Raw genomic sequence first — 25,359 nt, 5'->3', positions numbered from 1 at the left:
GCGAGTCCTGTGTTGAACGTGCTTGTGGTCGAGAACGATTCGGACCGGAGGTCCTTCCCCGCGATCGACGGTGCCGAGTTTCGGAGTTGCACGATCGCCGAACTCGCCGACGCGGTGTCGTGGGCCGAGGTGCTGCTGTTCCGGACGTTCGAGACCGCCGATCTGCGGGCCGTATGGCCGAAGGCCGAGAATCTTCGGTGGATCCACTCGTCGAGTGCCGGCGTCGATCGACTGCTCGATCCGGTTCTGCGCGAGGGGTCGTGGACGCTGACGAACTCCGGTGGAATCCTCGACCGCGCGATCGCCGAGTACGTCGCCGCCGGCATTCTGGCGTCGGTCAAGAAACTGCCACAAGCGCTTGCTCGACAACGCGAGCGAGTCTGGGAGCACAGAATCACCAACGGGATTCGCGGTCGCTCCGCTCTCGTCGTCGGACCCGGTTCCATCGGGCGCGAGATCGGCCGAGTGCTCGGTGCCCTCGGAATGCGCGTGGATGCCGCGGCAACGTCCGAGCGGTCCGGTGACACGGAGTTCACGCGAATCCGCAATGTTCGGCAACTACCCACGTATGCGGGCGAGTACGACGTGATCGTGCTGGCGGCACCGTTGACCGATGCCACCCGCGGTCTCGTCGACGGCGAGGTGCTCATGGCCATGCGTCCCGATTCGGGGCTGATCAACATCGCTCGCGGGCCCGTCGTCGACGAACGAGCCCTGTGCGACGCCCTGACGTCCGGAGGTATCGGGTGGGCGGTGTTGGACGTGTTCGAGGTCGAGCCGCTGCCGGACACGAGCCCGCTGTGGGGCATGGACAACGTCATCCTGACTGCGCATCTGGCGGGCGACGCCGATGACTTCGCCGACCGTCTGTGGGCGTTGTTCGAGGACAACCTGCAGCGATACGTCCGTGGTTCGGCACTGGTCAACGTCGTGGACATGCGGTTGGGGTACGTGCGCAGACAGAACGACGCGCCAAAGTATACGTAACACTCCGTAGCGTGTACTAGGGTGCACGAGTGCGTGAAATCAATCGTTCGGCCGTTGCGTCGACCAGCCGTGACGCGGCGTTCGCCTACATGGACGACTTCAGAAACGTCCCGCAGTGGATGTTCGGCATCACCCGGTTCGAGCCGACGAGCGAGGTCACCTCAGGCCTCGGTGCCCGGTACGACGCGACGATGCAGATCGGTCCCAAGGCCCTCACCTCCGTCGTGCACGTGACCGAATGGGTCCACAACGAGAAGCTGACGCTCGAATCGGTCGAGGGCCTGTCCAACTCGTCCACGTGGTCGTTCTCCGATACGGCAGACGGCGGTACCCGTCTGGATGTGGTGTTCCGCTACAGCCTGCCCGGCGGAATCGCAGGCAAGGTGCTCGGCGCGGTGGTGGAACCGGTTGTGGGTCAGGCGATCAAGCACACGGAGTCGACATTGCGCGCCCGCCTGGAAGCCGCCGACTAGTACACGTACTTGTCGAGGGCATCCAACACCTGGTCGACGGCGAGCCATGCGAACAGGAATGCACAGACACCCAGCGTGAGGTTGGTGAACCAGCCGTTGCGCCATTGCGTCGGCACCCGATCGCTGTTGAGCAGAATCAACAGCGTGACCGCCAGGAACGGCATGAAGACCGCCCCGAGCACGCCGTACGTCAGTACGAGCCCGATCGGTTGGTCGAGCCACAGCAGCGCCATGGGCGGAAACGTCAACCACGCGACGTACCAGCGGAAGTACTTGCCGCCCACACGCGTGTCCGAGTGGCCCTGTTCGAGCCCCTTCAGATTGCCGACGAAGTCCGCGAACATCAGGCTCACGCCGTTCCACACCCCGATCAGCGACGAGAACGACGCCGACCAGAATCCGATGAGGAACACGTAGCCGAACACCGTGCCGTAGCGCTCGGCCAGCACGTCGGAGAGCTGAACCAAGCCCTGATCGCCGGTGGAGATCGCGATCTGCGACGAGTACAGCAGTTCGGCACCGACGATGAGCATCGCGAGGACGAAAATGCCCGAGATGACGTAGGCCATCGAATTGTCGATGCGCATGACGCGCATGAATTTCGGTGTGATCCAGCCCTTCTCGCGCAGCCAGTAGCCGTATGCGGCGAGCGTGATGGTGCCACCGACGCCACCGGCGAGGCCGAGGACGTACACGATCGAGCCGTCGGGAATGGTGGGAACGATACCCTTGACGATCGCGGGAACGTTCGGAACAGCCACTACCGCAGCGCCGATGACCGTGACGAACATGATGCCGACGAAGACGGTGATGATCTTCTCGAAGAACCCGTAGCTACCGAGCGAGATCAATGCGAACCCGAGGAGTCCGGATGCGATGGCGACGACCTTGAGATCCAGTGCGGGGAACAGTGCGACGATCGGCAGCGCGCTCGACGACATCGCCGCAGCGCCGTACACGAATCCCCAGATCACGATGTAGGGCGCGAAATACACCGTCGTCCACTTACCCAGCGAACGCCAGCCCTGGAAGATCGTGTTTCCCGACGCCAACGTGTAGCGGCCGGCGTCTGCTCAGTGACCTGCCTCACTCTTTATGAAAGTGGAGGTCCCTGGCAAGCCGACTCTCCCGCCGCCGGGTTCGGCCCCTGTTCGTCACGAGCGGAACACGATACGAGCAACCCATTTGGTGTTGTGGACGCCCGGAAGAGCAGGCACGATCACGCGTGCGGGATAGCCGTGATCGAGCGAGAGGTCGACGCCGTTGACTTTCAGAGCCAGCAACGAGTTCGGGTGCGCCGCTTGATTTCCCTGCAGCACCGCACGGGTGAACGCTCCGTTCTGCTCGAGCGAGCTCACCTCTGCCGACCGCGGTGCGGGCACACCCGCCAGCGCGGCGAGTTCGGCCAACGGGACGCCGGTCCAGGTCTGCGTCGTGGACCATCCTTCGACGCACGCGATCGGAAGTTCTGCAGTGCGCTGCGTCATCGACAGCAGCCTGCCTCGGGACAATACGATCGGGACGGCGTCGTCGGCTGCACTGCTGATCGTCAGTTGCCAGTCGGCACCGGTCTGCGCCTCGGTGATTCCTGCCGCTTCCGCCGTTCGGTTGATCTGAAAGTCGTTGGGGCCGTCGCCGTTGGAGCGCCCGCGGGGTAGCAGAATGGCAGCCTTGCGCAGCACTCCGCCGAGCGTCTGGCCGACTGTCAACACGGCAACGAAACCCATTCCGGCAGCCACCAATCCGATGGCACCGCGGCGATTCATGGTCGCCGGAGGGTTGTCGTCGTTCTGCTTGTCCGGAGCTTCGTTCCTGGCGCGCAACACGTCCATCAGGGATTCGGATCTCAGGGTGCGCCACATCAGCGGAACCTTGAGGCCGAGGTGAACGAGAAATCCGGAGATGAACACCCAGGCACCGAAGTAGTGAGCGGCGTAGAAATCGAAGCCGAACACGTAGTCGTACTGGATGTTGAGAACACCGGTGACGATCTCGAACAGCAGGCCGCCCACGAGAGCCAGCAGAGACAGACGTTCGAGCGCATGTGCGGGTGACCGCACCGGTGGTAGTTCGACGAGCTTGGGCATCACCGACCAGAGTTTGGCGATGACGAGCGGCACGATGATCAGGCCGAGCCCGACGTGCAGGCCCTGCGTGAGTTGGTAGAGCCAGGCAGGGTTCGTCGGCCAGTCGAAGAAGGGCAACCGTAGCCACCCCACGGCACCGGGCCTGGCCTGGCCGAACTGCGGGCCGTACGCGCTGTACGAGAGCAGACCCGTCACGATGATGATCGGCAGCGCCACCAGGAGTACCGCACCGAACAATGACGTCAACCACGTGCCGCGCAGCGGACTGCGGAAGCGCGCGAGCGGGTTGCGTGCGTCGGCCATGTAGGGCATTCGCTGCCCACGCAGTGCCGGATGTCTCGTGGCCTGCTCCGATACCGGCGGGTCATCGCTCACGTGCGCCTACCGCCCTTCGCTCGCTCGAAACCAGCATCCGGTGTCAGTATCGGGCCGAACAGCGAGAAAGCAAGCCGATACGTCCCCGCGGGGACGCGTCGGACCCTCGTCGAGAAGTTCTTGTCGGTGCCTCGTTCTACGCTTTGTCGAACATGCATTCGATGAATGGGGGCGTTCATGATCGACATGACCGAGGCGCGATCCGAGGCGGGGCGAATCGAGATGAAAGAGATCGAGACCGAAATCTGTGCTCTGGCCGGTCAGATCGCTGCGGCGTCGGCGCAGTATCTGATTCTGGTGGGTGAGTTCGATGCTCGACGCGGATGGGCGGCCTGGGAGGTGCGGTCCTGTGCGCATTGGTTGTCCTGGCGTGCGGGAGTCGATCTGCACACGGCCCGTGAGCAGGTGCGGGTGGCCAAAGCGATGCGAGAACTGCCGCTGATCACCTCGGCGTACCTGAGCGGCACGATCTCGTACTCCAAGGTACGAGCCATGACCCGGGTGGCCACGGCCGAGAACGAGGCATCGCTGCTGCAGAAAGCGCTGGATGCACCCGCCGCGCATATCGAACGGCTCTGTCGCGGCCTGAAGAAGGCAATGCGTCCGACCAGGGGCAACGGCGTCGACCTCGATCCGTGCGTCGGGCGGTGGCGCTGGGACGAGGAGGACGGCTCCTTGCTGCTCACGGCGCGGTTTCGCCCGGAGGACGGCAAGCGATTCCTGGCTGCGTTGACCAGAGCGGAGTACGAGCGCACCCGAACCGAGAGCGAATCACAGGGTGACCGGGCCGCCCCGGCGCCACCCAATCCGGTTCCGGCGATGATCGCGATGGCGGAGATGGTCTGCGACGCCGTCGATTCACCGGTCGTCTCACCGGCCGCGGAAGTGTTGGTCCACATCGGCAACAGCGCCGAAGCCGGATGCGATCATGCCCATTTCGACGACGGTCCGGGGTTGGACGACGAGACGTTGGCTCAGGTGCTGTGTTCTGCGGTCATGCGCACCGTCGGCCACGGCCGACTCGGAAAAACGGTGCGGTGGAGTTCGACCGCGAAAGCACCGAGCCGAACGCAGATGCGTCAGTTGATCATTCGAGACCGATGCTGCGCGGTGCCGGGGTGCGGCCGAACCCGCTTCATGCATGCGCACCACGTCACCTACCGCTCACGGGGAGGTGCGACGTCACTCGACAACCTGGTCCTGCTGTGCGGCGAGCATCATCGAGCGTTGCACGACGGGTACTTCTTCATCGAAGCCCGTGGTGATCAACGCTTTTCGTTCCGCCATCCCTCGGGAACCGAGATCATCCACGCTCCCGCGGTGTCCGGAGACGCCGACGAGATCAAGCGACGGTACGGCGACATCGCGCCCGACGCCATCGTGCCGAATTGGGGTGGGGAAGGTCTCGACCTGAGCTACGCGACCGATGTCCTGATCACGAATTGGCGGCAGGCTGCATGAAATGGGGTCCTCGAGGGCAAGTTAGTGTGACGGCGAGACTCGGACAAGAAGCGGTGGGACATGAGCGTCGACAGATCGTTGGAGGACGAACGGCCCTGGCCGGTGGAACGAGCACCGAGCCGGACCGATGCGACCAGGCCCGAGGACGACCCCTTCTACGCCGCGCCCGAGGGGTACGAAGCAGCTCTGCCCGGGACGATTCTCAAGGTGCGGCCGGTCGAGGTCGCCATGTTCGGCCGCATCCGCCAGCGGGTCGACGCGTGGCAGCTGCTGTATCGCACGGCTGATCTCGGCGGGCTTCCGCAGGCCAGTGTGACCACGGTGCTGCGCCCACACAAGGCCGAGCCGGTCCTGCTGTCGTATCAGTGTGCGATCGACGGCGTCGCGTCCTCGTGCTTCCCGTCCTATGCGCTTCGGCGTGGCGCGCGGGCGTTCGGTGCAGTTCCGCAGTTCGAGTTCCTGCTGGTACTGCATGCCTTACGCCGTGGGTGGACCATCTCCATCCCGGATCACGAGGGCCCCGACGGTCACTGGGGTTCGCCGCAGGAACCCGGATTCTGCACGCTCGACGCGGTTCGCGCGGCGCTGTCGTTCGAGCCGCTGGACCTGCATTCGAGCACGCCGGTTGCGCTGTGGGGCTACTCGGGCGGCGGGCTCGCGACGTCCTGGGCGGCGGAAATGGCACCGGAATATGCGCCGGAGATCGAGTTGGTCGGTGCTGCCCTCGGCTCGCCCGTCGGAGATCCCGGCTCGGCGTTCACCAGGCTGAATGCGACGTTCCATTCGGCGCTGCCGACGCTGGTGGTGGCGGGTCTGCGGCGCACCTATCCAGAGCTGGACCGGGTCATCCGCCAGTATGTCAACGAGGACGGGATGCGCATTCTCGATTCCGTCGAGAACATGACTACCGTCCGCGCTGTCACCCGCCTCGCGCGGCACGATCTGGATCGCTACATCGAAGTACCGTTGGCCGATCTGCTGGCTCTGCCCGAGATCGTGCAGGTGTTCCAGGACATTCAGCCGGGTCGGACCGCTCCGACGGCACCGCTGCTGGTCGTTCAGTCGGTGCACGATCAGATCATCGCCGTCGACGACGTGGACGGGCAGGTGGATCGGTACATCGAGGCCGGTGCCCACGTGACCTATCTACGGGATCGGCTGAGTGAACACCTGTCGCTGCACCCGCTCAGTGCGCCGCTGACATTGGACTGGCTCGCCGATCGATTCGCGGGACGGCCGGTCGACGAACCGTCGACGCGAACGGTGTGGTCCACAGCGTTCTCGCTCTCCGCGGTGCGGGGGTTGCTGTCGCTGACCTGGACAACCATCAGAGCCGTGATCATCGGCGTTCGGGCGTAGCTACCCTCGGACCGATGCAGCGAACCTGGATACGGATACTCACCGGCTCGATCGCCATCCTGGGCATCGTCATCGGAGTTGCGGCGATGGTCGTCTACTACACCGACACCCGGATCAATGTTCTGATCGCGCTCGCATCGTTCGTCCCGTTGATGTTCGTCGCCGTTGTGGTCGGCACCCTCGTGGCGCTGATCGGTCGGCGCTGGATTCTGGCGGGAGTATCCGCACTGGTGCTGGTCGCCGGTGCGTTGGCCTACGCACCGCTCTACGTGGCGGACGCGGCACCCGAGGACGCGTCGGGCGACGATGGAGTGCGACTGCGGGTGATGCAAGCGAATCTGATGATCGGGCTGGCCGATCCGACGGTCGTGGTCGGGCAGGCCCGCGAGGGCGCCGTCGATGTTGTCACGATCCAGGAACTGACCGACGCGTCGGTGGTCGGCCTCCGCGATGCCGGCATGGAAGAACTCTTCCCCTACAGCTATCTTCAGCCGCACATGTCCGGCGGCGGCGGAGCCGGCATCTACAGCCGTTTCCCGATTTCCGGCAATCGCGAACTCGACGGTTACGGACCGGTGAATCTCGCCACCGAGGTCGAGGTTCCCGGCTCCGAGCCGGTCACGTTACTGGCCGTGCATCCCGGTCCCGCCTACATCACCCCGGCCGATATCTGGACCACCGAATTGGACACGCTCCGAGACGATCTGGAGGCAGCGTCGGACAGCGGGCCGGTGATCGTCAGCGGCGACTTCAACACGACCTATTCGCACAAGAAGTTCCGCAACCTGCTCGATGCCGGATATTCCGACGCTGCAGCGCAATTGGGGAAGGGCCTGATCCCCACGTATCCCACGGACAAGGGAACCCCCGCCGTCGTCGGAATCGATCACATCCTCAGCAACACCGGTCATGCTCGCTCGCTGGAGCGTATCGATCTCCCCGGATCGGACCATCACGGGTTGATCGGGGAGATCGAGTTCTCCTGAGGTTCAGCTGACGCGGCCGGCTTGCTTTCGAGACTTGCCGCACTGCAGCAGGATTCGGACGGCTGCCGGCGTTCCGTCGAGGGAGGTCACCACATCGTCGCGCGTCTGTGCTGCCGCACCCGCAACCTTGTCCAGGGACGTCACGGTCGGATCGAGGGTGGCGGTGATCTCGACCACTCGCTGCCCGCGGTCGGACACCGAACGGCCGGTCGCCGAAACCACACCGTCGTGCGCGGCCAGTGACTTGGCGGCGCTTCGAGCAGCCGTTCCCAGGTCGACACTGAGCCGGCCGTCGACATCGGCATCCGCACTGGACGCGAAAGCGACGGTGCCGACCGAGCGGCGCGGCAGGTGCGCGAGTAGCCACCACAGACCGAGCAGAACGAGGACGATGGCGGCTACTCCGAGAGCCCAGGGCCACCAGCCTGCGTCGATGGCGGTGTCGACGAACGCAGCGTCGAGACGTTCACGGCCGGGGAACTCGCCGCGCTCCCACGCGACTGCTCCTGCGCCGAGGGCGATCAGGGCAAGGCCGACAACGGCTGTGCTGGTGCGGTCGACGGATGCAGTTGCGCGCTTCATGAGGCTTGTCCTGTCGTTCGCACTCGAGCGCGGACCTTCGGCACCGACGCGAGTGGGCGGAGAGCGTCGTTCACAGAGGCCACGACCGCAGACTTCAACTCCGAAGTATCGGAGCCGGCCACGGTGGACACCGACACGGCGACCTTCTTGTTGCCGGCCTTGGCGGTCGCGGAGTCGACTCCGGCACTGTCGAGGGCGACGGCGCGCGCAACAGCGGCGAGGTCACCCTTGCGAAGCCAGACGTCGTGCTCGGTGAGGGCGCGGTGGGTGCGTCTGCGGGGACGAATCGCAGTCAGCACCAAGATGAATCCGACGACGACTGCCGCGATACCTCCGGGCAGCATCCACTGCTGAGCAGTCAGACCGTCGAGATGTGTGGCGGCGGGGCCGACCCACTCGGGGCCGTCGATGGCACCCCAGTTCAGCAACGCCTCGCGGCCGAGGACCACTCCGGCACCGATGAGGACGAGTGCGAACAGGATTGCGGGTACGGCTGCGGTGGGGTTCGCCACCGGCTTCTTGCTTGCCTTCTCGATCACTGCACTCTCCCTTCTTCATGGGTGGCCTCGGCGGGTACGCATTGGACGGTGACGTCGACTCGGTCGACGGTGTAGATGCCCAGCTCGGACAGATCCCGTGCCACGGCGGCTCGGACGTCGGCTGCCACCTTCGCCAGCGGCGAGGGCCACTTGACCGCCACCGCGACCTGTGCGCGAACACGGGAGCCGTTGACCGTCACGTCGGCCTTGGGCAGGTCACGCCCGCCGAGGACGCGTAGTCCCGGCTGAGGCCCGGCGACCGCGTCGGTGCTGCGAGCAGCGAGGACGGCGAGCCGCTCGACGGCCTTGTGCTTGATCTCCAGCGATCCGCGTTCGCCGGGGTCGGTCACTGTGTCAGTCACGACCGCGACCACGCATGATCGAGTTCAGGTCCAGCTCGCCGTCGATGTAGCGGCCGACGAAAAAGCCGAGGCCACCGAGAACGATGGCGATGAGGAAGCCGGTGAAGCCGCCTGCCGCTGCGGCGATGGCCAGCAGAAGTCCCACGAACAAACCGATGGTCGCAGTGGTCATGGTCTTGATCTCCACTCAGAGTTCGAAGTAATTGCGTCTGGTGACGCGTTTGCGGATGCGAGCGATCCGCTTGGGAAAAGTGCGTAACGGGGACGGAATCGAGGACGCGCGGAACACCGTCGGCGCGCTCGCTGCGTTGACAGGGGTCGAGGGCAGCACCGCGAATCTTCGGTCGACGGCGGCGAGTTCGGCCATGTATCGGGCCGGATCTCCACCGATGTCGGGGTGGTGTTCGCGTGCCACAGCGCGCCGAGCCGCCTTGTAGGCGGCGGCTCGGTCGTGCGCTGCATGCTCGTTCACCTGGTCAGACTCGCACAATGTCCTCGACGGTGACGTGCACGGGCCCGTCGACCATCGCCGCCACTGTGCTACGGACGTTATCGGCGGTCTCACGGACCGCAACCCCGAATTCGAGGGTCACGTGAACCTCGGTTCCGTCCTCCCCGATTCGGATGCCGGCGATACGGCGTCCGGGTAGGTACGTAGCGGCTTCGCCGAACATGCCGCCGTGCAGCCCGACGACACCGTCGATCGCCAGAACGGCGTCGGCGATGTCCTCGGACCTGTCACGCTCCGTCATGTGCGGATCGGTCACTGCACTCGGGTGGTGGCGGGCTCGGTGGTGGTGTCGTCGTCTTCGGAGCCGTCGTCGAGGAAGATGTCGTGGACGACGATGTTGACCTCGGTGACCTCGAGCCCGGTCATGCGCTCGACGGCGTTGATGACGTTGCGACGGATGCCTGCCGCGAGATCTGCGATCGAGACACCGTAATCGGCGACGATGTCGATGTCGACCGCTGCCTGACGCTCGCCGACCTCGACCGAAACGCCCTGCGACTGGTTGACGCGGGCACCGGGGATGCGCTCGCGGAGGGCACCGATCGCGCGGCTTGCTCCGCCGCCGACGGCGTGTACTCCCTGAACCTCACGGGTGGCGATACCGGCGATCTTGGAGACGACGGTGTCGGCAATGGTGGTGCGGCCCTGCGAGCTGACGAGCACAGAATCCGACTTGGTGGTGATGTCGGTCTTGCCTTCGCCTGTTGCGGATACGGTTGCCTTGGTGTCCGTCGTGGAGCTCATGAATGCCTCTCTTCGTTGAGTGTCGTGCAGTGTGTGTCAGGAGTTGGTCGTAGCTCGATGGTCGAAACGCACGTCGTCGTAAAGTGACCTACGTCATAGATTACGTCCGGTGGTAAACCGGTATCGAAAGACTCGCGTGATCGATGACCACGATGAAGTGAACGGGGGCCCGATGGAGTGGGTAGACGCGTCGGACCGCGTTCTCGTCGGCGCGGCTGCGCTCGGCGAGACCGATGCGTTCGAGGAGATCGTCCGGCGATACGGCCCGGAGATGTTCCGGTATGCGCGCAACATGTTGTCCGATCAAGGTGCCGCCGAGGAGGTGGTGCAGGACGCGTTCGTCGCGGCATGGAAGGGACTCGACAACTTCCGTGGTGACTCGGCGTTGAGGACATGGCTCTTCTCGCTCGTCTCGCACAAGGTCATCGATCATCGGCGACGGCGTAGCGTGCCTCCTGCGGAGGATTGGGTGTTCGAGCGCAAGAGCACCGGCGCAGGCAGCGATCCGGAGGCCGATGTCGAGGCCGACAGTTTCATGGCCGAGCTCGGCGTCGCGCTGGCCGAACTGCCGTACCGCCAGCGGGCCTGCTGGCTTCTCCGTGAGGTCGAGGGCATGACCCACCCCGAGATCGGCGCGATCATGACGTTGTCCGCGGGCGCAGTGCGCGGGCAATTGACCAGAGCACGAGCAACATTGAGCGAAAGGTTGGCAACATGGCGAACCCAGTAGAACCGGATATGGTTCTCGCGCGTGCTGCCACCGAACTTCGGGATGCACCGCAAGAACCGAACTGGGTGGACATCAGTTCGTCCATCATCGCGAAAGTACGCAACACCACCCGGCGCACCTGGCCCATCGACAGCGCTTTCCCTCCCGGCTCGGGAGCCGGGAGCGGCGACTCGCTGAGGATCAGCGACCACATCGTCAAGACGACGCTTCGGCGTGCCCTCGCAGGCGTGCACGGCGCACAGCCGACCGAGATCGATCTCCACCTCGACGACCATGCCTGCATCGGCCTGTTCATCGCGGTGATCGGGGTCTACGGCGACGATCTGCAGGCCGCGGGCGACCGACTTGCGAGTATTGCGATCGAGACCGTGTGGGAACTGCTGGGCATCACCCTCGGCCGCGAAGAGGTCGAGATACGCGTCGACGATATCGAGGAGCGCTAGCGTAAATATTGCGTCATAACCGCTGGTCGGCGGCGTAAGAAAGCGTAAGGAAACCGGCTCCGGTCGGTAGCGGGATCCAGGATCGAGCAATGACCGAATTGCTCTGTCTCGCGGTGGCCGCGTTCGTCGCGGTGTACCTGTTCGTCGCTCTCCTCGACCCGGAGAGGTTCTGACGCCGCCATGAATCCTGCTCTGCTTGCCGGTCTCCAGATCGGCGTGGTGATAGTCGTGCTCGCGGCTGCCTATGTGCCTCTCGGCGACTACATGGCCCGTGTCTACACGCGCACTCGGGATTCGAGTGTCGAACGAGTTCTGTATCGCATCGCGAGAGTCGATCCGGAATCCGAACAGACCTGGGTCGGATACTCCACCAGCGTCGTCGGGTTCTCGGTCGTCAGCGTGGTGTTTCTCTTTCTGCTGCAGCGCATCCAAGGCGTGTTGCCGCTCAACGGTGGCCTGTCCGGTGTCAGCCCGGCGATGGCGTTCAACACCGCGGCGTCGTTCGTCACCAACACCAACTGGCAGTCGTACACGCCCGAGACCACCATGTCGAACCTGACGCAGCCGCTGGGTTTGGCGGTGCAGAACTTCGTTTCTGCTGCAGTCGGTATCGCAGTGGCGATCGCCGTCGTCAGAGGGTTCGTCCGGTTTTCCACCGGCGGTGAACTGGGGAACTTCTGGGTGGATCTGATCCGCGGAACGCTACGAATTCTGTTGCCGCTGTCGCTGCTGGTGGCGGTAATTCTGCTCACCCAGGGCGTGGTGATGTCGTTTTCGACGGGCTTCGCTTCCACCGGCCTGGACGGGCAGGCGGTGACCAATGCGCTTGCGCCCGTTGCCTCTCAGGAAGCGATCAAGGAGATCGGCACCAACGGCGGCGGCATTCTCGGAGCCAATTCCGCGCATCCGTTCGAGAACCCGACGCCGCTGTCGAACATCGTCGAGATCATCTCGCTGCTGCTGATTCCGGTGGCCCTCACCCGCACCTTCGGCACCATGGTCGGCAACCGCAAGCAGGGCCTGACGGTGCTGGCGGTGATGGCCACGCTGTGGGCCACGATGTTGGCAGTGACGCTATTCGCCGAGTCCGGTACCCGCGGCGTTGCCGCAACCGCGGCGGGCGCAATGATGGAAGGCAAGGAAGTCCGCTTCGGTATCCCGGCGTCGGCTTTGTTCGCCGTGTCGACCACCGGAACGTCCACCGGTGCAGTCAATTCAGCGCACGACAGCATGTCTGCGCTCGGTGGCGGGACAGTACTGCTGAACATGCTGTTCGGGGAGATCGCACCAGGCGGCGTCGGAACCGGCCTGTACGGATTGCTGGTGTTGGCCGTGATCGCCGTCTTCGTCGGGGGACTCCTCGTCGGCCGAACTCCGGAATTTCTCGGCAAGAAGTTGGGTCGACGCGCCATCACGATGGCCGCGCTGTCGGTACTGGTGATGCCGATCCTCGTTCTCGTCGGCACGTCCATCACAGTGCTGCTCGAATCGACGACCGGCTATCAGGGCAATCCCGGCATCCACGGCTTCACCGAGGTGCTCTACGCCTACGCCTCGGCATCCAACAACAACGGCAGTGCCTTCGGCGGACTGACGGTGACCAGCGACTGGTTCCAGATATCGCTCGGTGTCGCGATGCTGCTCGGCCGTTTTCTGCCGATCGTCTTGGTGCTGGCGCTGGCCGGCTCGCTGGCGACGACCAAACGCAGCGCACCCAGCGCCGGAACCCTCCCGACCGACGGGCCGCTGTTCGGCACGTTGCTCATCGGCACTGCCGTTCTGGTCGCGGCCCTCACCTTCTTCCCCGCACTTGCTCTCGGACCCATAGCAGAGGCCATGCAATGAAACTCTCTCTCGCAACCGCGCTTCCAGGCGCATTCCGAAAACTCGATCCGCGCCACCTGGCTCGTAACCCCGTCATGTTCGTCGTCTTTCTCGGCTCCATCGTCACCACTGTGCTGTCGATCGCCGCTCCGTCCGTGTTCGCGTGGTTCGTGACCGGTTGGCTCTGGTTCACTGTGCTCTTCGCCAACCTGGCCGAGTCCGTCGCCGAGGGGCGCGGCAAGGCGCAGGCCGCGAGCCTGCGGAAAGTGAAGCAGGACAGCGTTGCTCGACGACGCACTGCCTCCGGTGCGGAGTTCGTCGTCACCGAAGTGGCCGGTGCGGAGTTGAAGGTCGGTGACGAGGTGGTCGTGTCGGCCGGTGAGGTCATCCCCGGCGACGGTGACGTCATCGAGGGCATTGCCAGCGTCGACGAATCGGCCATCACGGGTGAATCTGCACCGGTGGTCCGAGAGTCGGGGGGTGACCGGTCCGCGGTCACCGGAGGCACCATCGTGCTCTCCGACGAGATCGTCGTGAAAATCACTGCGGCGCAGGGTGAGACGTTCGTGGACCGAATGATCGCGCTCGTCGAGGGTGCAGCTCGGCAGAAGACACCGAACGAGATCGCCCTGAACATCCTGCTCGCGTCCCTGACGATCGTGTTCCTCTTCGCGGTGGTCGCCATCGGTCCGATGTCGAACTATGCGGGCCGGCAACAGGATCCGATCCAGTTGATCGCGCTGCTGGTCTGCTTGATCCCCACCACCATCGGCGCACTGCTCTCGGCCATCGGTATCGCGGGCATGGACCGGCTGGTGCAGCGCAACGTTCTCGCGATGTCCGGGCGTGCGGTGGAAGCGGCAGGTGACATCGACACGTTGCTGATGGACAAGACCGGAACCATCACCTTCGGCAATCGCCGCGCCACCGGGCTACACCCGGCGACGGGCATCGACGCGGTCGAACTGGCGCGGGCAGCCCGCCTGTCCTCGCTCGCCGACGGCACCCCCGAGGGACGCAGCATCGTCGAACTGGTCGAGCGTGACTTCGAATCCGCAACGACCGAGGGCGAATCCGAGCGCGGCGAGTTCGTGGCGTTCACGGCGCAGACTCGGATGAGCGGGCTGGACCTGCCGGGCATGGAGATCCGCAAGGGTGCAGCAGATTCGGTGTACAGCTGGATTCGTGAGGGCGGCGGCACGGCCGATCTGGACGCCACCGTGCACGACATCGCGCAGAACGGCGGCACGCCGCTGGTGGTTGCGGTCCGCGAAACCGGTTCTGCTGCCCGCGCTCTCGGAGTCGTCGAGCTCTCCGATGTGGTCAAGCCGGGCATTGCCGAGCGCTTCGCGCAGCTGCGCGCCATGGGAATTCGGACGGTCATGGTGACCGGCGACAACCCGCTCACCGCCAAGGCGATCGCCGCCGAGGCCGGAGTGGACGACTATCTGGCCGAGGCAACCCCCGAGGACAAGCTCACGCTCATCCGGCGAGAGCAGGAGGGCGGGAGGCTGGTCGCGATGACCGGTGACGGCACCAACGACGCCCCGGCTCTCGCGCAGGCCGACGTCGGTGTCGCGATGAACACCGGCACCTCGGCGGCCAAGGAAGCCGGCAACATGGTCGACCTCGATTCCGATCCCACCAAGCTGATCGAGATCGTCGAGATCGGCAAGCAGTTGCTCATCACCCGCGGAGCATTGACGACGTTCTCGCTGGCGAACGACCTGGCGAAGTACTTCGCGATTCTTCCGGCGATGTTCTCCACCGTCTATCCGCAGCTGGGTGGGCTCAACATCATGCATTTGGCGACACCGGAATCGGCGATCCTGTCGGCGGTGATCTTCAATGCGCTGGTTATCGTGGCACTGATCCCGCTGGCGCTCAAAGGTGTTCGCTACACCCCGGCATCGGCGGCTGCGTTGCTGCGCCGCAACCTGCTGGTGTACGGCGTCGGTGGTGTCATCAGCCCGTTCGTCGGCATCTGGCTCATCGACCTCCTCGTTCGACACATTCCAGGGATAGGCTGATCATGCGTTTCGTACAGGGTTTTCTTCGCCAGCTGGTGGCCGGGTTCGCAGTGTTGTTGGCGCTGACGGTGATTCTGGGCATCGGCTACCCGGCCGTGGTCTGGGGCATCAGTCGAATCGGAACCGACTCCGCCGAGGGTTCGCCGCTGCGTGACTCGCAGGGCTGCGTCGTCGGAAGCTCGTTGATCGGCGTCGACCCGCAGGTCGCGCCGGGAGAGCCCGATCCGTACTTCCACACCCGCGTGACGGGATCGGTGTCCGAGAACGATGCCTTCGCTCCCGGAGATCCCGCCGCGGCGCTGCCGACCAACCAGGGGCCGTCGAGTGAGATTCTCGCGTCGTTCGTCGAGCAGCGTCGCGCTGCGATCGCCGAGCGCGAAGGCGTCGACCCCGCCGCGGTTCCCCCGGACGCGGTCACCGGCTCCGGTTCGGGAGTCGACCCCGCGATCAGTCCGGAGTACGCCGCGGTGCAGGTACCGAGGGTGGCCGAGGTCAACGGTATGAGTGTCGGCGACGTCGAGGCTCTGGTCGCCGAGTACACCGCTGGACCGCAGTACGGTGTGCTCGGGGCGAAGGCGGTCAACGTGCCGGAGCTCAATGTGGCGCTGGGCTTGACCAGCCCCTGCAGCTGAGACAGGAGAAGTGTCGTGCCGGATCGAGGTGAACTGCGCATCTATCTGGGCGCTGCGCCGGGAGTCGGCAAGACGTTTGCGATGCTCGGTGAGGCGCACCGGCGTCAGGACAGGGGCTGCGATGTGGTTGCTGCCCTGGTCGAGACCCACGGCCGACAACGGACGATCGCCGCGCTCGACGGGATCGAGGTGGTACCGCCCCGCCTCGTCGAGTACCGCGGATCGCAGTCGGAGGAGCTCGATCTGGAGGCCGTGCTGGCGCGGCGGCCCCAGGTTGTCCTCGTCGACGAACTGGCACACACCAATACACCGGGAGGCGTGCACGGTAAGCGGTGGGAGGACGTCGAAGACCTGTTGAACGCAGGCATCAGTGTGATTTCGACGCTCAATGTGCAACATCTGGAATCGTTGAACGACGTGGTGCAGCAGATCACCGGGGTGCCGCAGCGAGAGACCGTACCGGACAGCGTGGTTCGCGGTGCCGACCAGGTCGAGTTGGTCGACATCACCCCCGAGGCGTTGCGCAGTAGATTGCGGCACGGGAACGTCTACGCCCCCGAGAAGGTGGACGCAGCACTGAGCAACTACTTCCGCCGAGGCAATCTCACTGCGCTGCGTGAGTTGGCGTTGCTGTGGATCGCCGATCAGGTCGATGCGGCACTGGTGAAGTACCGCAGCGAGAATCGGATCACCGACACCTGGGAGGCGCGTGAGCGGGTGGTCGTCGCGGTGACCGGTGGCCCGGAATCGGACACTCTGCTGCGTCGCGCGAGCCGCATCGCCTCCAAGTCCAGCGCAGAGTTGATGGTGCTGCACATCGTTCGCGGGGACGGACTGATGGGCGTCTCGGCACCGCAGATGGGTTCGGTGCGCAAGCTCGCCGCGGGGCTCGGTGCCAGTGTGCACAGTGTGGTCGGTGACGACGTCCCGACGACGTTGCTCGACTTCGCTCGCGGGGTGAATGCGACTCAGTTGGTGATCGGTACGTCGAGACGGTCTCGGGTCGCGCGGATTCTGGACGAGGGCATCGGTGCCGCGGTGGTGCAGAATTCCGGAAAGATCGACGTGCACATGGTCACTCACGACGAGCGGGCGCGGCGCTGGCGACTGCAGGTCGACGCAGGCCGACGCCGGATTCTCGCGTGGATCGCCGCGGTTGTCGTCCCGTGTGTGGCAGCGGCGGTGCTGAACCTCGTCGGGCCGAACTTCGGTCCGAGCGGAGAAAGCGCACTGTTCTTCATGGTCGTTCTGTGTGTCGCACTGCTGGGAGGCGTCGCGCCTGCGGCACTGTCGGCACTCATTGCCGGGTTCCTGCTGAACTACTTCTTCACCGCGCCCCTGTACAGCCTCACGATCGCAGAGCCGGAGAATTTTGTCGTCGCCGTTGTCCTGCTGCTCATGGCCATCGCAGTCGCTGCCTTGGTGGACGCCGCCGCGCGGAGAACGCGACAAGCTCGACGCGCCTCACAGGAGGCCGAGTTGCTGACTCTGTTCGCCGGATCCGTCCTTCGGGGAGCCGATCTGCCGGCGCTGCTCGAACGTGCTCGCGAAACCTACAGTCAGGACGGGGTGTCGCTGTGGGACAACGAGTCCGCGACGATCGTCGGCACCACGGGGGCCGGTGCCCCCACGGACAAGGACAGTGCCGACACCGAGATCGGCGCCGGTGAGTTCACGCTGCTTCTCGCCGGCGACCGAACTCGAGCGCACGATCGACGAGTGCTCGCGGCCGTGGCCAACCAGGCCGCCGGCATGGTTCGGCAGGGCCGTCTCGCCGAGGAAGCCAGCCGCGCCAGTGCGCTTGCCGAGGCCGATGCATTGCGTCGAGCATTGCTCTCGGCCGTCAGCCACGATCTGCGGACGCCGCTGTCTGCAGTCAAGGCGGCGTCCTCGTCTCTGCGCAGCACCGACGTCCAGTTCTCGCCCGAGGACACCGACGAATTGCTGGCCACCATCGACGAATCGGCCGATCAACTGACGGCTCTGGTGAGCAACTTGCTCGACTCGTCGCGATTGCAAGCCGGTGTGGTGCAACCGAGTCTGCGCCCGGTCTTCGTCGACGACGTTCTGGTCGGTGCCTTGGTCGGAGCCGAGGATCGGGTCCGAGTCGAGGTGGGTGACGTCGAGGTAGTGGCCGACCCGGGCCTGCTCGAGCGTGTGCTGGCCAACCTGGTGAACAACAGCGCCCGCTATGCCCCCGTCGGCGACATCACCGTCAGTGCCGCGACACACGGCGACCGGGCGACGATCTCCGTCGCCGACCACGGTCCCGGTATCGCCGAGGGTGCCGAGGTGACCATGTTCGACGCGTTCCAACGACTCGGGGATCGTGACAACTCCGTGGGCGTCGGGCTCGGGCTGTCGGTGGTGCGCGGGTTCGTGCGGGCGATGGGCGGTACCGTCACGGCATCGAACACCGTCGGCGGCGGGCTGACGATGACGGTCGAGTTGAAGGCGGCGATCAGGTGAAGGTGCGGGCGCTTGTCGTCGACGACGAGCCGCAGATCGTGCGCGCGCTTCGAATCAATCTCAACGTCCGCGGGTTCGAGGTCGTCAGCGCGGCGAGCGGCGGGGAGGCGCTGCGGGTGGCCGCGAACTTCCACCCCGACATCGTGATTCTCGATCTCGGCCTGCCCGACATCGACGGAATCGACGTCATCGCGGGGCTGCGTGGATGGACCGACGTGCCGATCCTGGTGCTCTCGGCGCGTACCGACTCGGCCGATACCGTCGAGGCGCTCGATGCCGGTGCCGACGACTTCGTGACCAAGCCGTTCGGTATGGACGAGTTGTTGGCGCGGTTGCGCGCCGCCTTGCGACGTGGACCGCACTCGGTCGCCGAGCCGGTAGTGCAGACCGCGGACTTCACCGTGGATCTCGCTGCGAAAACTGTTGTGCGAGAGGGTGCGAGCGTGCATCTGACTCGTACCGAATGGGGCGTTCTCGAATTGCTGGTTCGCAACGAGGGCAAGTTGGTGTCGCAGAAAGAGATACTGCGGACCGTCTGGGGTCCCGGGCACGAGCGCGAAACACATTACCTGCGCATCTATCTCGGTCAGCTGCGTCAGAAACTCGAACGAGACCCGGCCGCGCCGGTGCACCTCATCACCGAAACGGGTATGGGCTACAGATTCGTGAGCTAGGGGTTGGGTTGTGCTCCCGACTCGTCCTGGTCGACGAAGAGCGCGAGAGATTCCCAGTTCTGTTGCACGGCAAGGGCGGCTCCGTCGGCGTCGCCGGCACTGCACAATTCGATGATTCTCTCGTGTTGTGCGATCGAATCGCGACCGACGAGCGAGGCGAACCGTAGCCGCTCCAGTCGCCGCAGGCTGGGTGTGACCTGCTCGAGCACCGACGCCACCACATGGTTCTGGCCGGCCTCGACGGCGACGTTGTGGAACGCGTCGTCGCTCGCCAGGGCCACGTCGACATCGCCGCGGGTGAAGGCGGCGGCGAACTCCCTGTTCGCGTCGCGCATCCGGGTGATCTCGGGGGTGCCCATGAGCGGTACGGCGGTGCGCATCGCGAGCGCGTGCATGGCTGCGGCCACCGCCTGGACGTCCAACACCGCCTTGCGCTCGATGGTCGAGACGACAGTCGAGCGGCCGGGCCGCGTATGGACCAGACCGGCCAGCTCCAGTCGAGCGATGGCATCGCGAATGGGTGTGCGGGACACGCCGAGCCACTGCTCCAACTCCGAGTCGCGCAGTCTTTCGCCGGGTGCGAACGTGCCGTCGACGATGGCGTCTCGGATCGATACGTAGGCGTTCTCGCGCAGCAGTGACCGCTTGTGCTTTCCGAGTTCGACGGGTACCGGCATGCGAAATATCGTAGCCCACCCCGTCCGGCCTTGACAGATGGCGACATGCAAGATGCAATATATCGCAGACCCCGACCCGAGGAGAGCTCCCGTGCCTATCGACGATTTCGACCGCTATCCACTCACATTCGGCCCCAGCCCGATTCACCCGATGGAACGGTTGAGCGCTCACCTCGGCGGCGCGAAGATCTGGGCGAAACGAGAAGACGTCAACGCCGGACTGGCGTACGGCGGCAACAAGACACGCAAGTTGGAGTACATCGTCCCCGACGCATTGGCCAAGGGTGCGGACACTCTCGTCTCCATCGGCGGCGTGCAGTCGAACCACACTCGGCAGGTCGCTGCCGTGGCTGCGAAATTGGGACTGAAAGCGGTTCTGGTGCAGGAGAAGTGGGTGGACTGGCCCGATTCCGTCAACGACAAGGTGGGCAACATACTGCTGTCGCGGATCATGGGTGCGGACGTACGGCTCGACCCGTCGGGCTTCGGCATCGAGTTCAAGGACAGCTGGCAGAAGGCCATCGAGGACGTCGAGCGGTCGGGTGGCACACCGTACGCGATCCCGGCAGGCGGATCCGATCACAAGCTCGGCGGTCTCGGCTTCGCCAACTGGGCGTACGAGGTACAGAAGCAGGAGGAACAGCTCGGGGTCTTCTTCGACACGATCGTGGTGTGCAGTGTGACCGGCTCGACGCACGCGGGCATGATCGCCGGATTCGCGGGGCAGGACCGGCCACGCCGTGTCCTCGGGATCGATGCGTCGGCCAAGATCGAGGCAACTCGCAACCAGGTGGAACGGATAGCGCGGAACACCGCCGAGCTCATCGGTCTGGGACGTGAACTCCGCGACGACGAGATCACCGTCCTCGAAGGGTGGGCCGGTGACTACTACGGCATTCCGGTCGAGTCCACCATCGAGGCCATCAAGATGACGGGTCGCCTCGAAGGTGTCATCATCGACCCCGTCTACGAGGGTAAGTCCATGGCCGGCCTCATCGACCTGGTCGAGCAGGGTGAGATCGGCAAGGAATCGAACGTGCTCTACGCACACCTGGGCGGTCAACCCGCTCTCAACGCGTACAGCGGGATCTTCTGACGTAGACGCAGCCTCGTCCCTGCCCAGTGACGACTTCAGGAGGTGCGGTCGATGAGGCAGAGTCGAGAAGCGTTGGATCCGTTGAGTTGTCGGATCACCGCGGCACTGCAGGTCAACCCGAGGGCACCGTGGGCGAGCATCGCCGACGCGCTCGGCGAGCCCGAGAGAACGGTGACTCGACGGGGGCGGGAACTGCTGGAGTCGGGCAGTGTTCGCGTGGTCGGAGTCATCGGTGCCACCGGTGCCGTCGTTCTTCGAGCGCGCTGCCACGTGGGTATGGCCCGCGCAGTGGCCGTCGGGCTGGCCCGTCGTGACGACACGATGTTCGTCTACGCCACGTCGGGACACGAGGAGTGCATCGCGGAGATCCTGGTCGACGACGCGCACCTGGCCGATCTCGTGCTCGACGATCTGCCGAGCGTCAGTGGTATTCGGCGAATTCGAGTCGATCCGATCACCCGTGTCTATCGTTCGGTACGGGAGTGGCGTCCGAGCATCCTCGACCACGGGCAGGTGGCCGCCCTGACTCCCCCCGTCCACGAGGGCTATCAGCCGGACGGGCGAATCGGCCCGGAGATCTCGTCGCTGCATCGCAGCATCCTGCGCGTGCTGGCCGAGGACGCGCGCACACCCACGTCGGAGATCGCGCGCGTGGTGGGCACCACGGTGAACACGGTTCGACGTCATATGGAGACACTCGAGCAGACGAACAAGTCCCGCCTGCGCGTAGTGGTCGAACCGGCGTTGCTCGGGTACGCCGCGGAAGCGATGGTGTGGGTGAAGGTTGCACCGCGGCACCACGACAACCTGGTCGACCTGCTGCTCGAGCATTCCGAGGTGCGGTACGCCGTGGCGGTCGCCGGCTCCGAGGGTCTACTGATCAATTTCGCCTGCTCGGATCGAGTTGCGTTGCACGAGATGACAACTCATTCAAAATGGTCGGCACTGGCCGATTCGATCTCGGTGGTATCGGTGTTGCGAGCCACCAAACGCAGCGGCAATCGGCTGTTCGCCTCGGAATCCGCGGCCTACCTGTACTGATCAGCGAATGGGTGCACCCGGGCCGAGCGGGATACCGAAGGCGTACCAGACGGCGAACAGCGCAGCCCACACGATCAGCATGCCCAGTGCGACGGGGATGGTGAACGACGCCAGGGTGCCGATACCCGCATTCTTCTTGTATCGCTCGATGAGCCCGAGGGTGAGGATGAAGTAGGCGGACATGGGAGTCATTGCGTTGGTGCAGGAATCGGCTATCCGGTACACGGCCTGAGTGGTTGCGGGGTTGACGTCGATGTACATCAGCATCGGGACCAGCACCGGCGCGAGCATCGCCCACATGGCCGAGCCGCTACTGACGAGCAGGTTCATGATCGAGATGACCACCAGCATCAGCAGGAAGACGACCAACGGATGCCACCCACCGGCCTTCAGCAGCTCCGCCCCGTTGACCGCGACGACGTTGCCGATTCCGGTCCACTTGAAATACGCGAGGAACTGGGAGATCGCGAAGAAGAGGACCAGAATCGGAGCGAGGGTCCTGATCCCCACTGCCATGGATTCGGGGATCTCCCGCGCACGGCCGAAGCTGCCGGTGGTTCTGCCGTAGACCCAGCCGGTCAGGACGAACGCGATGGCGATGAAGAAGGCGACGTTCTCCATGACGACGGACTGGACGAAGCCACCGTTCTCACCTCGTAGTGGTGACGATGCAGGCAGCAGAGCTGCGACGATGACTGCGACGTAGATCAGGAACGCGATGCCGGCGCGGCGCAGCCCCTTCTTCTCTGCGGGCTCGAGTTCCAATTTCAGATTCTCGGCACCGTCCTCGACGCCGTCGTCGGGGTCGAGATTCATGTGCTTGGCCATCACCAGTTCCACGACGAGGGTGATGAACACGGAGATCACCAATGACGAAGCGAGACTGAAGAAGTAGTTGTCCACGGGCGTCACCACGTACTCCGCATCGACGATCTGCGCCGCCGAGGTCGTCAACGAGGACAGAATCGCGTCGCTCGGAGTGATGAGCGGTGATGCGTTGTACCCACCCGAGATGGCCACGAATGCAACCATCATGCCCAGTACCGGGCTGCGGCCCGCAGCCTTGAAGGCCAGTGCCGCCAAGGGGAGGACGACGATGAATGCTGCATCGAACATGACGTGCGACATGGTGCCGGCGAATGCGACCGCGAACGTCACCCATTTGGTGGGAAGTTTCACGATGGTGGTGCGCAACAACGTGGTCAGCACGCCCGAATGCTCTGCCACCGAGACGCCGAGGATGACGGTGACGATGATCGGCAGCGGACCGAAGGCTGCGAAGTTGTCCAACGCGGTCCCGAAGATCATGGCGACGCCGTCACTGCTCAACAGACTCCGAACCGCTGTCGACTCGCCGGTACCGGGGAGTACGACGCTGGTACCGAGGGCCGCGAGCACTGCGCTGACGACAGCCAGGATGGCCGCGAGAATCCAGAAGAGAAGGAACGGGTGAGGCAGTTTGTTACCCACCCGCTCGATGCCGGAGACCAGCGCGAAGAGCGGTCTCAATCCCCTGGGTAATTGGTCCTCCGCCATCGCGGGAGTTGCTGGCGGGCCGTCGATTCGACTGGACATCGGTGTTTCTCCTTCGCAGACCTTCGGATTGTGACACAGAGCACGATGGCGAATGTTCTGCTCACTCAACTCGTTTCACGTTGCCGATTTGTTGCTTGCGTGTTTTTTCCGGCCGTATGCGCGAATCCGCCACGCGACGGGCGAAAACACTCAATTGCGAAGGATGGTTCTGTCTGTGCTGCGGGCGCATGCAGAGTGTAAATAGGCTGCCGACAACACTTCCGGCGATGCCGGACCGAAGCGAGGAGATCCATGAGCAGTGCTGCCGAGTCCATGTCCCTGCGCGAGCTGGCCGCAAGCATCCGCCGTCGTGACATCTCGGCGCGAGAAGCTCTCGAATCCCATCTGACGCGCATCGAGCAGATCAATCCCGTCGTCAACGCGATCGTCACACTCGACGCCGAGACCGCAGAACAGCGCGCCCTCGCTGCGGACGAGTATTCGGTATCGGGTGCGGCACTGCCCTCGCTGCACGGCGTGCCGATGACCCACAAGGACAACCACCTCACTGCAGGCATGCGCACCACGTTCGGGTCTCCGGTGATGGCGGACAACGTTCCCACCGAAGACAGCGGCATCATCGCGCGCCTCAAGCGCGCGGGAGTCAATTCGACGGGAAAGTCCAACGTCCCGGAGTTCGCCGCGGGGTCGCACACCTTCAACCCGCTGTTCGGGACGACGACCAATCCGTACGACCCCACCCGAAGTGCAGGCGGTAGCAGCGGCGGGGCCGCAGCCGCGATAGCCGCGGGGGTGCAGCCGGCCGGTGACGGCTCCGACATGGGCGGATCCCTGCGTACCCCGGGATCGTTCTGCAACCTGGTCGGGTACCGTCCGTCGCTCGGTCGGGTCCCGTTGACTCCCGCGCGCAACCCGTGGGCGTGGATCGCCCGGCAAGGCGTACTGGCTCACGACGTGGAGGACGTGCGCTTTCTGATGCGCGCCATCGCCGGCCCGGACGCGTCGAGCCCGCACAGTCTCCCGATCGACGACGCCTACGCATCGGCGGAGCCCGCCACTCTGCGTGGCCTGCGGGTTGCGTGGACCACCGATTTCGGTCTCGGCGTGCCGGTGGAACGCGAGGTGGTCGAGGTCCTGAGTCGCCAGCTCCACGTCTTCGAGGATCTCGGTGCCGTCGTCGAGGTCGGCTGCCCGGATCTGTCCGACGCAGACGAGGTCTTCCAGACCACGCGTGCGTTCGACTTCGCGACCAACTACGGTCACCTGCTGGCCGAGCACCGGCACCGGATGAAGGACGCGGTGCAGTGGAACGTCGACAAGGGCATGGCGCTCACCACCCGAGACATGATCTCTGCGAACGCGGCTCGTAGTCGCCTCGGTGCGGCCGTCAGACGTTTCTTCTCGACGTACGACGTCCTGATCGCGCCTGCGGTTCAGGTACTGCCGTTTCGAGCCGACGAGGAATACCCGACCGAGATCGACGGCACGCCCATGGGGAACTATCTCGATTGGATGCGCGCGGCCTGTTTGATCTCGGCGACAGGACTGCCGTCGTTGTCTGTTCCGGGTGGCTTCAGCTCGTCCGGTCTGCCCGTCGGACTGCAGATGGTCACAGCCGATGGGGCCGACCGGCTGCTGCTCCGCGTCGCGCACGCATTCGAGGCGTCGACGGGTTTCCACCGACGCAAGCCCGAGCTGGCGGTGACGTCCGCTGCCGGCCCCGCGGCTGTCGTGCCCTGAG

26 protein-coding genes and 1 pseudogene are annotated in these 25,359 nt (G+C 64.8%); 16 read left to right on the top strand and 11 right to left on the bottom strand.

Translation table 11 applies throughout. The features are described from left to right. The first annotated feature begins 9 nt into the window (after positions 1 to 9). Together AABD04_RS24345 and AABD04_RS24340 are read left to right on the top strand one after the other, a co-directional pair. Complete coding sequence (locus tag AABD04_RS24345; RefSeq protein ID WP_341442817.1) at positions 10 to 987, top strand: D-2-hydroxyacid dehydrogenase; 978 nt, start codon at positions 10 to 12, stop codon at positions 985 to 987. A gap of 29 nt (positions 988 to 1,016) precedes the next feature. Continuing rightward, entirely contained in the window at positions 1,017 to 1,460 is a 444-nt protein-coding gene (locus AABD04_RS24340; RefSeq protein ID WP_243595575.1) for an SRPBCC family protein, read from the top strand. On the opposite strand, the pseudogene AABD04_RS24335 reads toward AABD04_RS24340, so the two are convergent. Beyond that, positions 1,457 to 2,515: pseudogene (locus AABD04_RS24335) on the bottom strand (Nramp family divalent metal transporter); the annotation flags it as partial. The gene AABD04_RS24340 and the pseudogene AABD04_RS24335 overlap by 4 nt on opposite strands. Positions 2,516 to 2,614: 99 nt before the next feature. Continuing rightward, a complete protein-coding gene (locus tag AABD04_RS24330; RefSeq protein WP_341443137.1) occupies positions 2,615 to 3,850 on the bottom strand; it encodes a molybdopterin-dependent oxidoreductase in 1,236 nt (411 codons plus the stop codon). Positions 3,851 to 4,099: 249 nt separating this feature from the next. On the opposite strand from AABD04_RS24330, the gene AABD04_RS24325 reads away from it, so the two are divergent. From AABD04_RS24325 to AABD04_RS24315, 3 genes are read left to right on the top strand one after another with little or no spacing between them, the layout of a single operon-like run. Continuing rightward, complete coding sequence (locus AABD04_RS24325; protein ID WP_341442816.1) at positions 4,100 to 5,383, top strand: HNH endonuclease signature motif containing protein; 1,284 nt, start codon at positions 4,100 to 4,102, stop codon at positions 5,381 to 5,383. Positions 5,384 to 5,443: 60 nt separating this feature from the next. Beyond that, positions 5,444 to 6,742 carry a lipase family protein gene (locus tag AABD04_RS24320; RefSeq protein ID WP_341442815.1) on the top strand — a complete coding sequence of 433 codons (1,299 nt, stop codon included), beginning with the start codon at positions 5,444 to 5,446 and terminating at the stop codon, positions 6,740 to 6,742. A 14-nt stretch (positions 6,743 to 6,756) separates the two neighbouring features. Continuing rightward, positions 6,757 to 7,728 carry an endonuclease/exonuclease/phosphatase family protein gene (locus tag AABD04_RS24315; protein WP_341442814.1) on the top strand — a complete coding sequence of 324 codons (972 nt, stop codon included), beginning with the start codon at positions 6,757 to 6,759 and terminating at the stop codon, positions 7,726 to 7,728. 3 nt (positions 7,729 to 7,731) lie between these two features. On the opposite strand, the gene AABD04_RS24310 is transcribed toward AABD04_RS24315, so the two are convergent. From AABD04_RS24310 to AABD04_RS24280, 7 genes are read right to left on the bottom strand one after another with little or no spacing between them, the layout of a single operon-like run. Further along, positions 7,732 to 8,310 carry a hypothetical protein gene (locus tag AABD04_RS24310; RefSeq protein ID WP_341442813.1) on the bottom strand — a complete coding sequence of 193 codons (579 nt, stop codon included), beginning with the start codon at positions 8,308 to 8,310 and terminating at the stop codon, positions 7,732 to 7,734. Then, on the bottom strand, positions 8,307 to 8,849 hold the full coding sequence (locus AABD04_RS24305) for a DUF6286 domain-containing protein (protein ID WP_341442812.1): 543 nt from the start codon (positions 8,847 to 8,849) through the stop codon (positions 8,307 to 8,309). Before AABD04_RS24305 ends, AABD04_RS24310 begins: the two co-directional genes overlap by 4 nt. Continuing rightward, positions 8,846 to 9,211, bottom strand: coding sequence for an Asp23/Gls24 family envelope stress response protein (locus AABD04_RS24300; protein WP_341442811.1), 366 nt, complete (start codon positions 9,209 to 9,211; stop codon positions 8,846 to 8,848). The genes AABD04_RS24305 and AABD04_RS24300 overlap by 4 nt, the downstream gene beginning before the upstream one ends. After that, complete coding sequence (locus AABD04_RS24295; protein WP_027495126.1) at positions 9,204 to 9,383, bottom strand: hypothetical protein; 180 nt, start codon at positions 9,381 to 9,383, stop codon at positions 9,204 to 9,206. The genes AABD04_RS24300 and AABD04_RS24295 overlap by 8 nt, the downstream gene beginning before the upstream one ends. A gap of 15 nt (positions 9,384 to 9,398) precedes the next feature. Beyond that, positions 9,399 to 9,683: a hypothetical protein gene (locus AABD04_RS24290; RefSeq protein ID WP_243609388.1), complete on the bottom strand. Its 285-nt coding sequence runs from the start codon at positions 9,681 to 9,683 to the stop codon at positions 9,399 to 9,401. A 4-nt stretch (positions 9,684 to 9,687) separates the two neighbouring features. Further along, a complete protein-coding gene (locus AABD04_RS24285; RefSeq protein WP_341442810.1) occupies positions 9,688 to 9,963 on the bottom strand; it encodes an Asp23/Gls24 family envelope stress response protein in 276 nt (91 codons plus the stop codon). Between the two features lie 11 nt (positions 9,964 to 9,974). Continuing rightward, complete coding sequence (locus AABD04_RS24280) at positions 9,975 to 10,466, bottom strand: Asp23/Gls24 family envelope stress response protein (protein ID WP_243595566.1); 492 nt, start codon at positions 10,464 to 10,466, stop codon at positions 9,975 to 9,977. A gap of 172 nt (positions 10,467 to 10,638) precedes the next feature. Between AABD04_RS24280 and AABD04_RS24275 the strand changes: the two genes are divergently transcribed. The 8 genes from AABD04_RS24275 (at position 10,639) to AABD04_RS24245 (ending at position 19,268) form a co-directional block, all read left to right on the top strand. Continuing rightward, the gene (locus AABD04_RS24275; protein WP_243595565.1) at positions 10,639 to 11,196 is read left to right on the top strand and encodes an RNA polymerase sigma factor; all 558 of its coding nucleotides are present in this window, start codon (positions 10,639 to 10,641) and stop codon (positions 11,194 to 11,196) included. Next, a complete protein-coding gene (locus tag AABD04_RS24270) occupies positions 11,181 to 11,639 on the top strand; it encodes a hypothetical protein (RefSeq protein ID WP_243609387.1) in 459 nt (152 codons plus the stop codon). Before AABD04_RS24275 ends, AABD04_RS24270 begins: the two co-directional genes overlap by 16 nt. An 89-nt stretch (positions 11,640 to 11,728) precedes the next feature. Next, positions 11,729 to 11,812 (top strand): potassium-transporting ATPase subunit F, encoded by an 84-nt coding sequence (locus tag AABD04_RS25215; protein WP_121871520.1) that lies wholly within the window; start codon positions 11,729 to 11,731, stop codon positions 11,810 to 11,812. A gap of 7 nt (positions 11,813 to 11,819) precedes the next feature. After that, a complete protein-coding gene (gene kdpA / locus AABD04_RS24265) occupies positions 11,820 to 13,484 on the top strand; it encodes a potassium-transporting ATPase subunit KdpA (protein WP_335741200.1) in 1,665 nt (554 codons plus the stop codon). Next, positions 13,481 to 15,493: a potassium-transporting ATPase subunit KdpB gene (gene kdpB, locus AABD04_RS24260; protein ID WP_243609385.1), complete on the top strand. Its 2,013-nt coding sequence runs from the start codon at positions 13,481 to 13,483 to the stop codon at positions 15,491 to 15,493. The genes kdpA and kdpB overlap by 4 nt, the downstream gene beginning before the upstream one ends. Positions 15,494 to 15,495: 2 nt before the next feature. Then, positions 15,496 to 16,125 carry a potassium-transporting ATPase subunit C gene (locus tag AABD04_RS24255; protein ID WP_243609384.1) on the top strand — a complete coding sequence of 210 codons (630 nt, stop codon included), beginning with the start codon at positions 15,496 to 15,498 and terminating at the stop codon, positions 16,123 to 16,125. Positions 16,126 to 16,140: 15 nt separating this feature from the next. Beyond that, positions 16,141 to 18,594, top strand: coding sequence for a sensor histidine kinase (locus AABD04_RS24250; protein WP_341442809.1), 2,454 nt, complete (start codon positions 16,141 to 16,143; stop codon positions 18,592 to 18,594). Next, positions 18,591 to 19,268 (top strand): response regulator, encoded by a 678-nt coding sequence (locus AABD04_RS24245; RefSeq protein ID WP_341442808.1) that lies wholly within the window; start codon positions 18,591 to 18,593, stop codon positions 19,266 to 19,268. The genes AABD04_RS24250 and AABD04_RS24245 overlap by 4 nt, the downstream gene beginning before the upstream one ends. Here the strand turns inward: AABD04_RS24245 and AABD04_RS24240 are convergent. Further along, complete coding sequence (locus tag AABD04_RS24240) at positions 19,265 to 19,945, bottom strand: GntR family transcriptional regulator (protein ID WP_341442807.1); 681 nt, start codon at positions 19,943 to 19,945, stop codon at positions 19,265 to 19,267. The genes AABD04_RS24245 and AABD04_RS24240 overlap by 4 nt on opposite strands. Before the next feature lie 91 nt (positions 19,946 to 20,036). Between AABD04_RS24240 and AABD04_RS24235 the strand changes: the two genes are divergently transcribed. Continuing rightward, complete coding sequence (locus AABD04_RS24235) at positions 20,037 to 21,041, top strand: 1-aminocyclopropane-1-carboxylate deaminase (RefSeq protein WP_243595557.1); 1,005 nt, start codon at positions 20,037 to 20,039, stop codon at positions 21,039 to 21,041. Between the two features lie 51 nt (positions 21,042 to 21,092). Beyond that, the gene (locus AABD04_RS24230) at positions 21,093 to 22,082 is read left to right on the top strand and encodes an Lrp/AsnC family transcriptional regulator (RefSeq protein WP_341442806.1); all 990 of its coding nucleotides are present in this window, start codon (positions 21,093 to 21,095) and stop codon (positions 22,080 to 22,082) included. Here AABD04_RS24230 and AABD04_RS24225 read toward each other — a convergent pair whose 3' ends face one another. Beyond that, entirely contained in the window at positions 22,083 to 23,657 is a 1,575-nt protein-coding gene (locus AABD04_RS24225; protein WP_341442805.1) for an AbgT family transporter, read from the bottom strand. It abuts the gene before it with no gap. A gap of 252 nt (positions 23,658 to 23,909) precedes the next feature. Here AABD04_RS24225 and AABD04_RS24220 point away from each other — a divergent pair, with 252 nt between their 5' ends. Beyond that, positions 23,910 to 25,358: an amidase gene (locus AABD04_RS24220; protein WP_341442804.1), complete on the top strand. Its 1,449-nt coding sequence runs from the start codon at positions 23,910 to 23,912 to the stop codon at positions 25,356 to 25,358. Position 25,359 lies beyond the last annotated feature (1 nt).

Origin of the sequence: Rhodococcoides navarretei (genome assembly GCF_038069675.1) — a bacterium.
In the GTDB taxonomy this organism is placed as follows: domain Bacteria; phylum Actinomycetota; class Actinomycetes; order Mycobacteriales; family Mycobacteriaceae; genus Rhodococcoides; species Rhodococcoides navarretei.
The sequence above is the reverse complement of the archived record's forward strand: the minus strand, read 5'-3'. Positions and strand labels throughout refer to the sequence as shown.

What these genes read in the sequence shown, in the direction of transcription:
- AABD04_RS24330 (WP_341443137.1), bottom strand. Translation starts at nt 3,850, where the DNA reads ATGGCCGACGCACGCAACCCGCTCGCGCGCTTCCGCAGTCCGCTGCGC.
- AABD04_RS24325 (WP_341442816.1), top strand. Translation starts at nt 4,100, where the DNA reads ATGATCGACATGACCGAGGCGCGATCCGAGGCGGGGCGAATCGAGATG.
- AABD04_RS24320 (WP_341442815.1), top strand. Translation starts at nt 5,444, where the DNA reads ATGAGCGTCGACAGATCGTTGGAGGACGAACGGCCCTGGCCGGTGGAA.
- AABD04_RS24315 (WP_341442814.1), top strand. Translation starts at nt 6,757, where the DNA reads ATGCAGCGAACCTGGATACGGATACTCACCGGCTCGATCGCCATCCTG.
- AABD04_RS24310 (WP_341442813.1), bottom strand. Translation starts at nt 8,310, where the DNA reads ATGAAGCGCGCAACTGCATCCGTCGACCGCACCAGCACAGCCGTTGTC.
- AABD04_RS24295 (WP_027495126.1), bottom strand. Translation starts at nt 9,383, where the DNA reads ATGACCACTGCGACCATCGGTTTGTTCGTGGGACTTCTGCTGGCCATC.
- AABD04_RS24285 (WP_341442810.1), bottom strand. Translation starts at nt 9,963, where the DNA reads ATGACGGAGCGTGACAGGTCCGAGGACATCGCCGACGCCGTTCTGGCG.
- AABD04_RS24280 (WP_243595566.1), bottom strand. Translation starts at nt 10,466, where the DNA reads ATGAGCTCCACGACGGACACCAAGGCAACCGTATCCGCAACAGGCGAA.
- AABD04_RS24275 (WP_243595565.1), top strand. Translation starts at nt 10,639, where the DNA reads ATGGAGTGGGTAGACGCGTCGGACCGCGTTCTCGTCGGCGCGGCTGCG.
- AABD04_RS24270 (WP_243609387.1), top strand. Translation starts at nt 11,181, where the DNA reads ATGGCGAACCCAGTAGAACCGGATATGGTTCTCGCGCGTGCTGCCACC.
- AABD04_RS25215 (WP_121871520.1), top strand. Translation starts at nt 11,729, where the DNA reads ATGACCGAATTGCTCTGTCTCGCGGTGGCCGCGTTCGTCGCGGTGTAC.
- kdpA (WP_335741200.1), top strand. Translation starts at nt 11,820, where the DNA reads ATGAATCCTGCTCTGCTTGCCGGTCTCCAGATCGGCGTGGTGATAGTC.
- kdpB (WP_243609385.1), top strand. Translation starts at nt 13,481, where the DNA reads ATGAAACTCTCTCTCGCAACCGCGCTTCCAGGCGCATTCCGAAAACTC.
- AABD04_RS24255 (WP_243609384.1), top strand. Translation starts at nt 15,496, where the DNA reads ATGCGTTTCGTACAGGGTTTTCTTCGCCAGCTGGTGGCCGGGTTCGCA.
- AABD04_RS24240 (WP_341442807.1), bottom strand. Translation starts at nt 19,945, where the DNA reads ATGCCGGTACCCGTCGAACTCGGAAAGCACAAGCGGTCACTGCTGCGC.
- AABD04_RS24230 (WP_341442806.1), top strand. Translation starts at nt 21,093, where the DNA reads ATGAGGCAGAGTCGAGAAGCGTTGGATCCGTTGAGTTGTCGGATCACC.
- AABD04_RS24225 (WP_341442805.1), bottom strand. Translation starts at nt 23,657, where the DNA reads ATGTCCAGTCGAATCGACGGCCCGCCAGCAACTCCCGCGATGGCGGAG.
- AABD04_RS24220 (WP_341442804.1), top strand. Translation starts at nt 23,910, where the DNA reads ATGAGCAGTGCTGCCGAGTCCATGTCCCTGCGCGAGCTGGCCGCAAGC.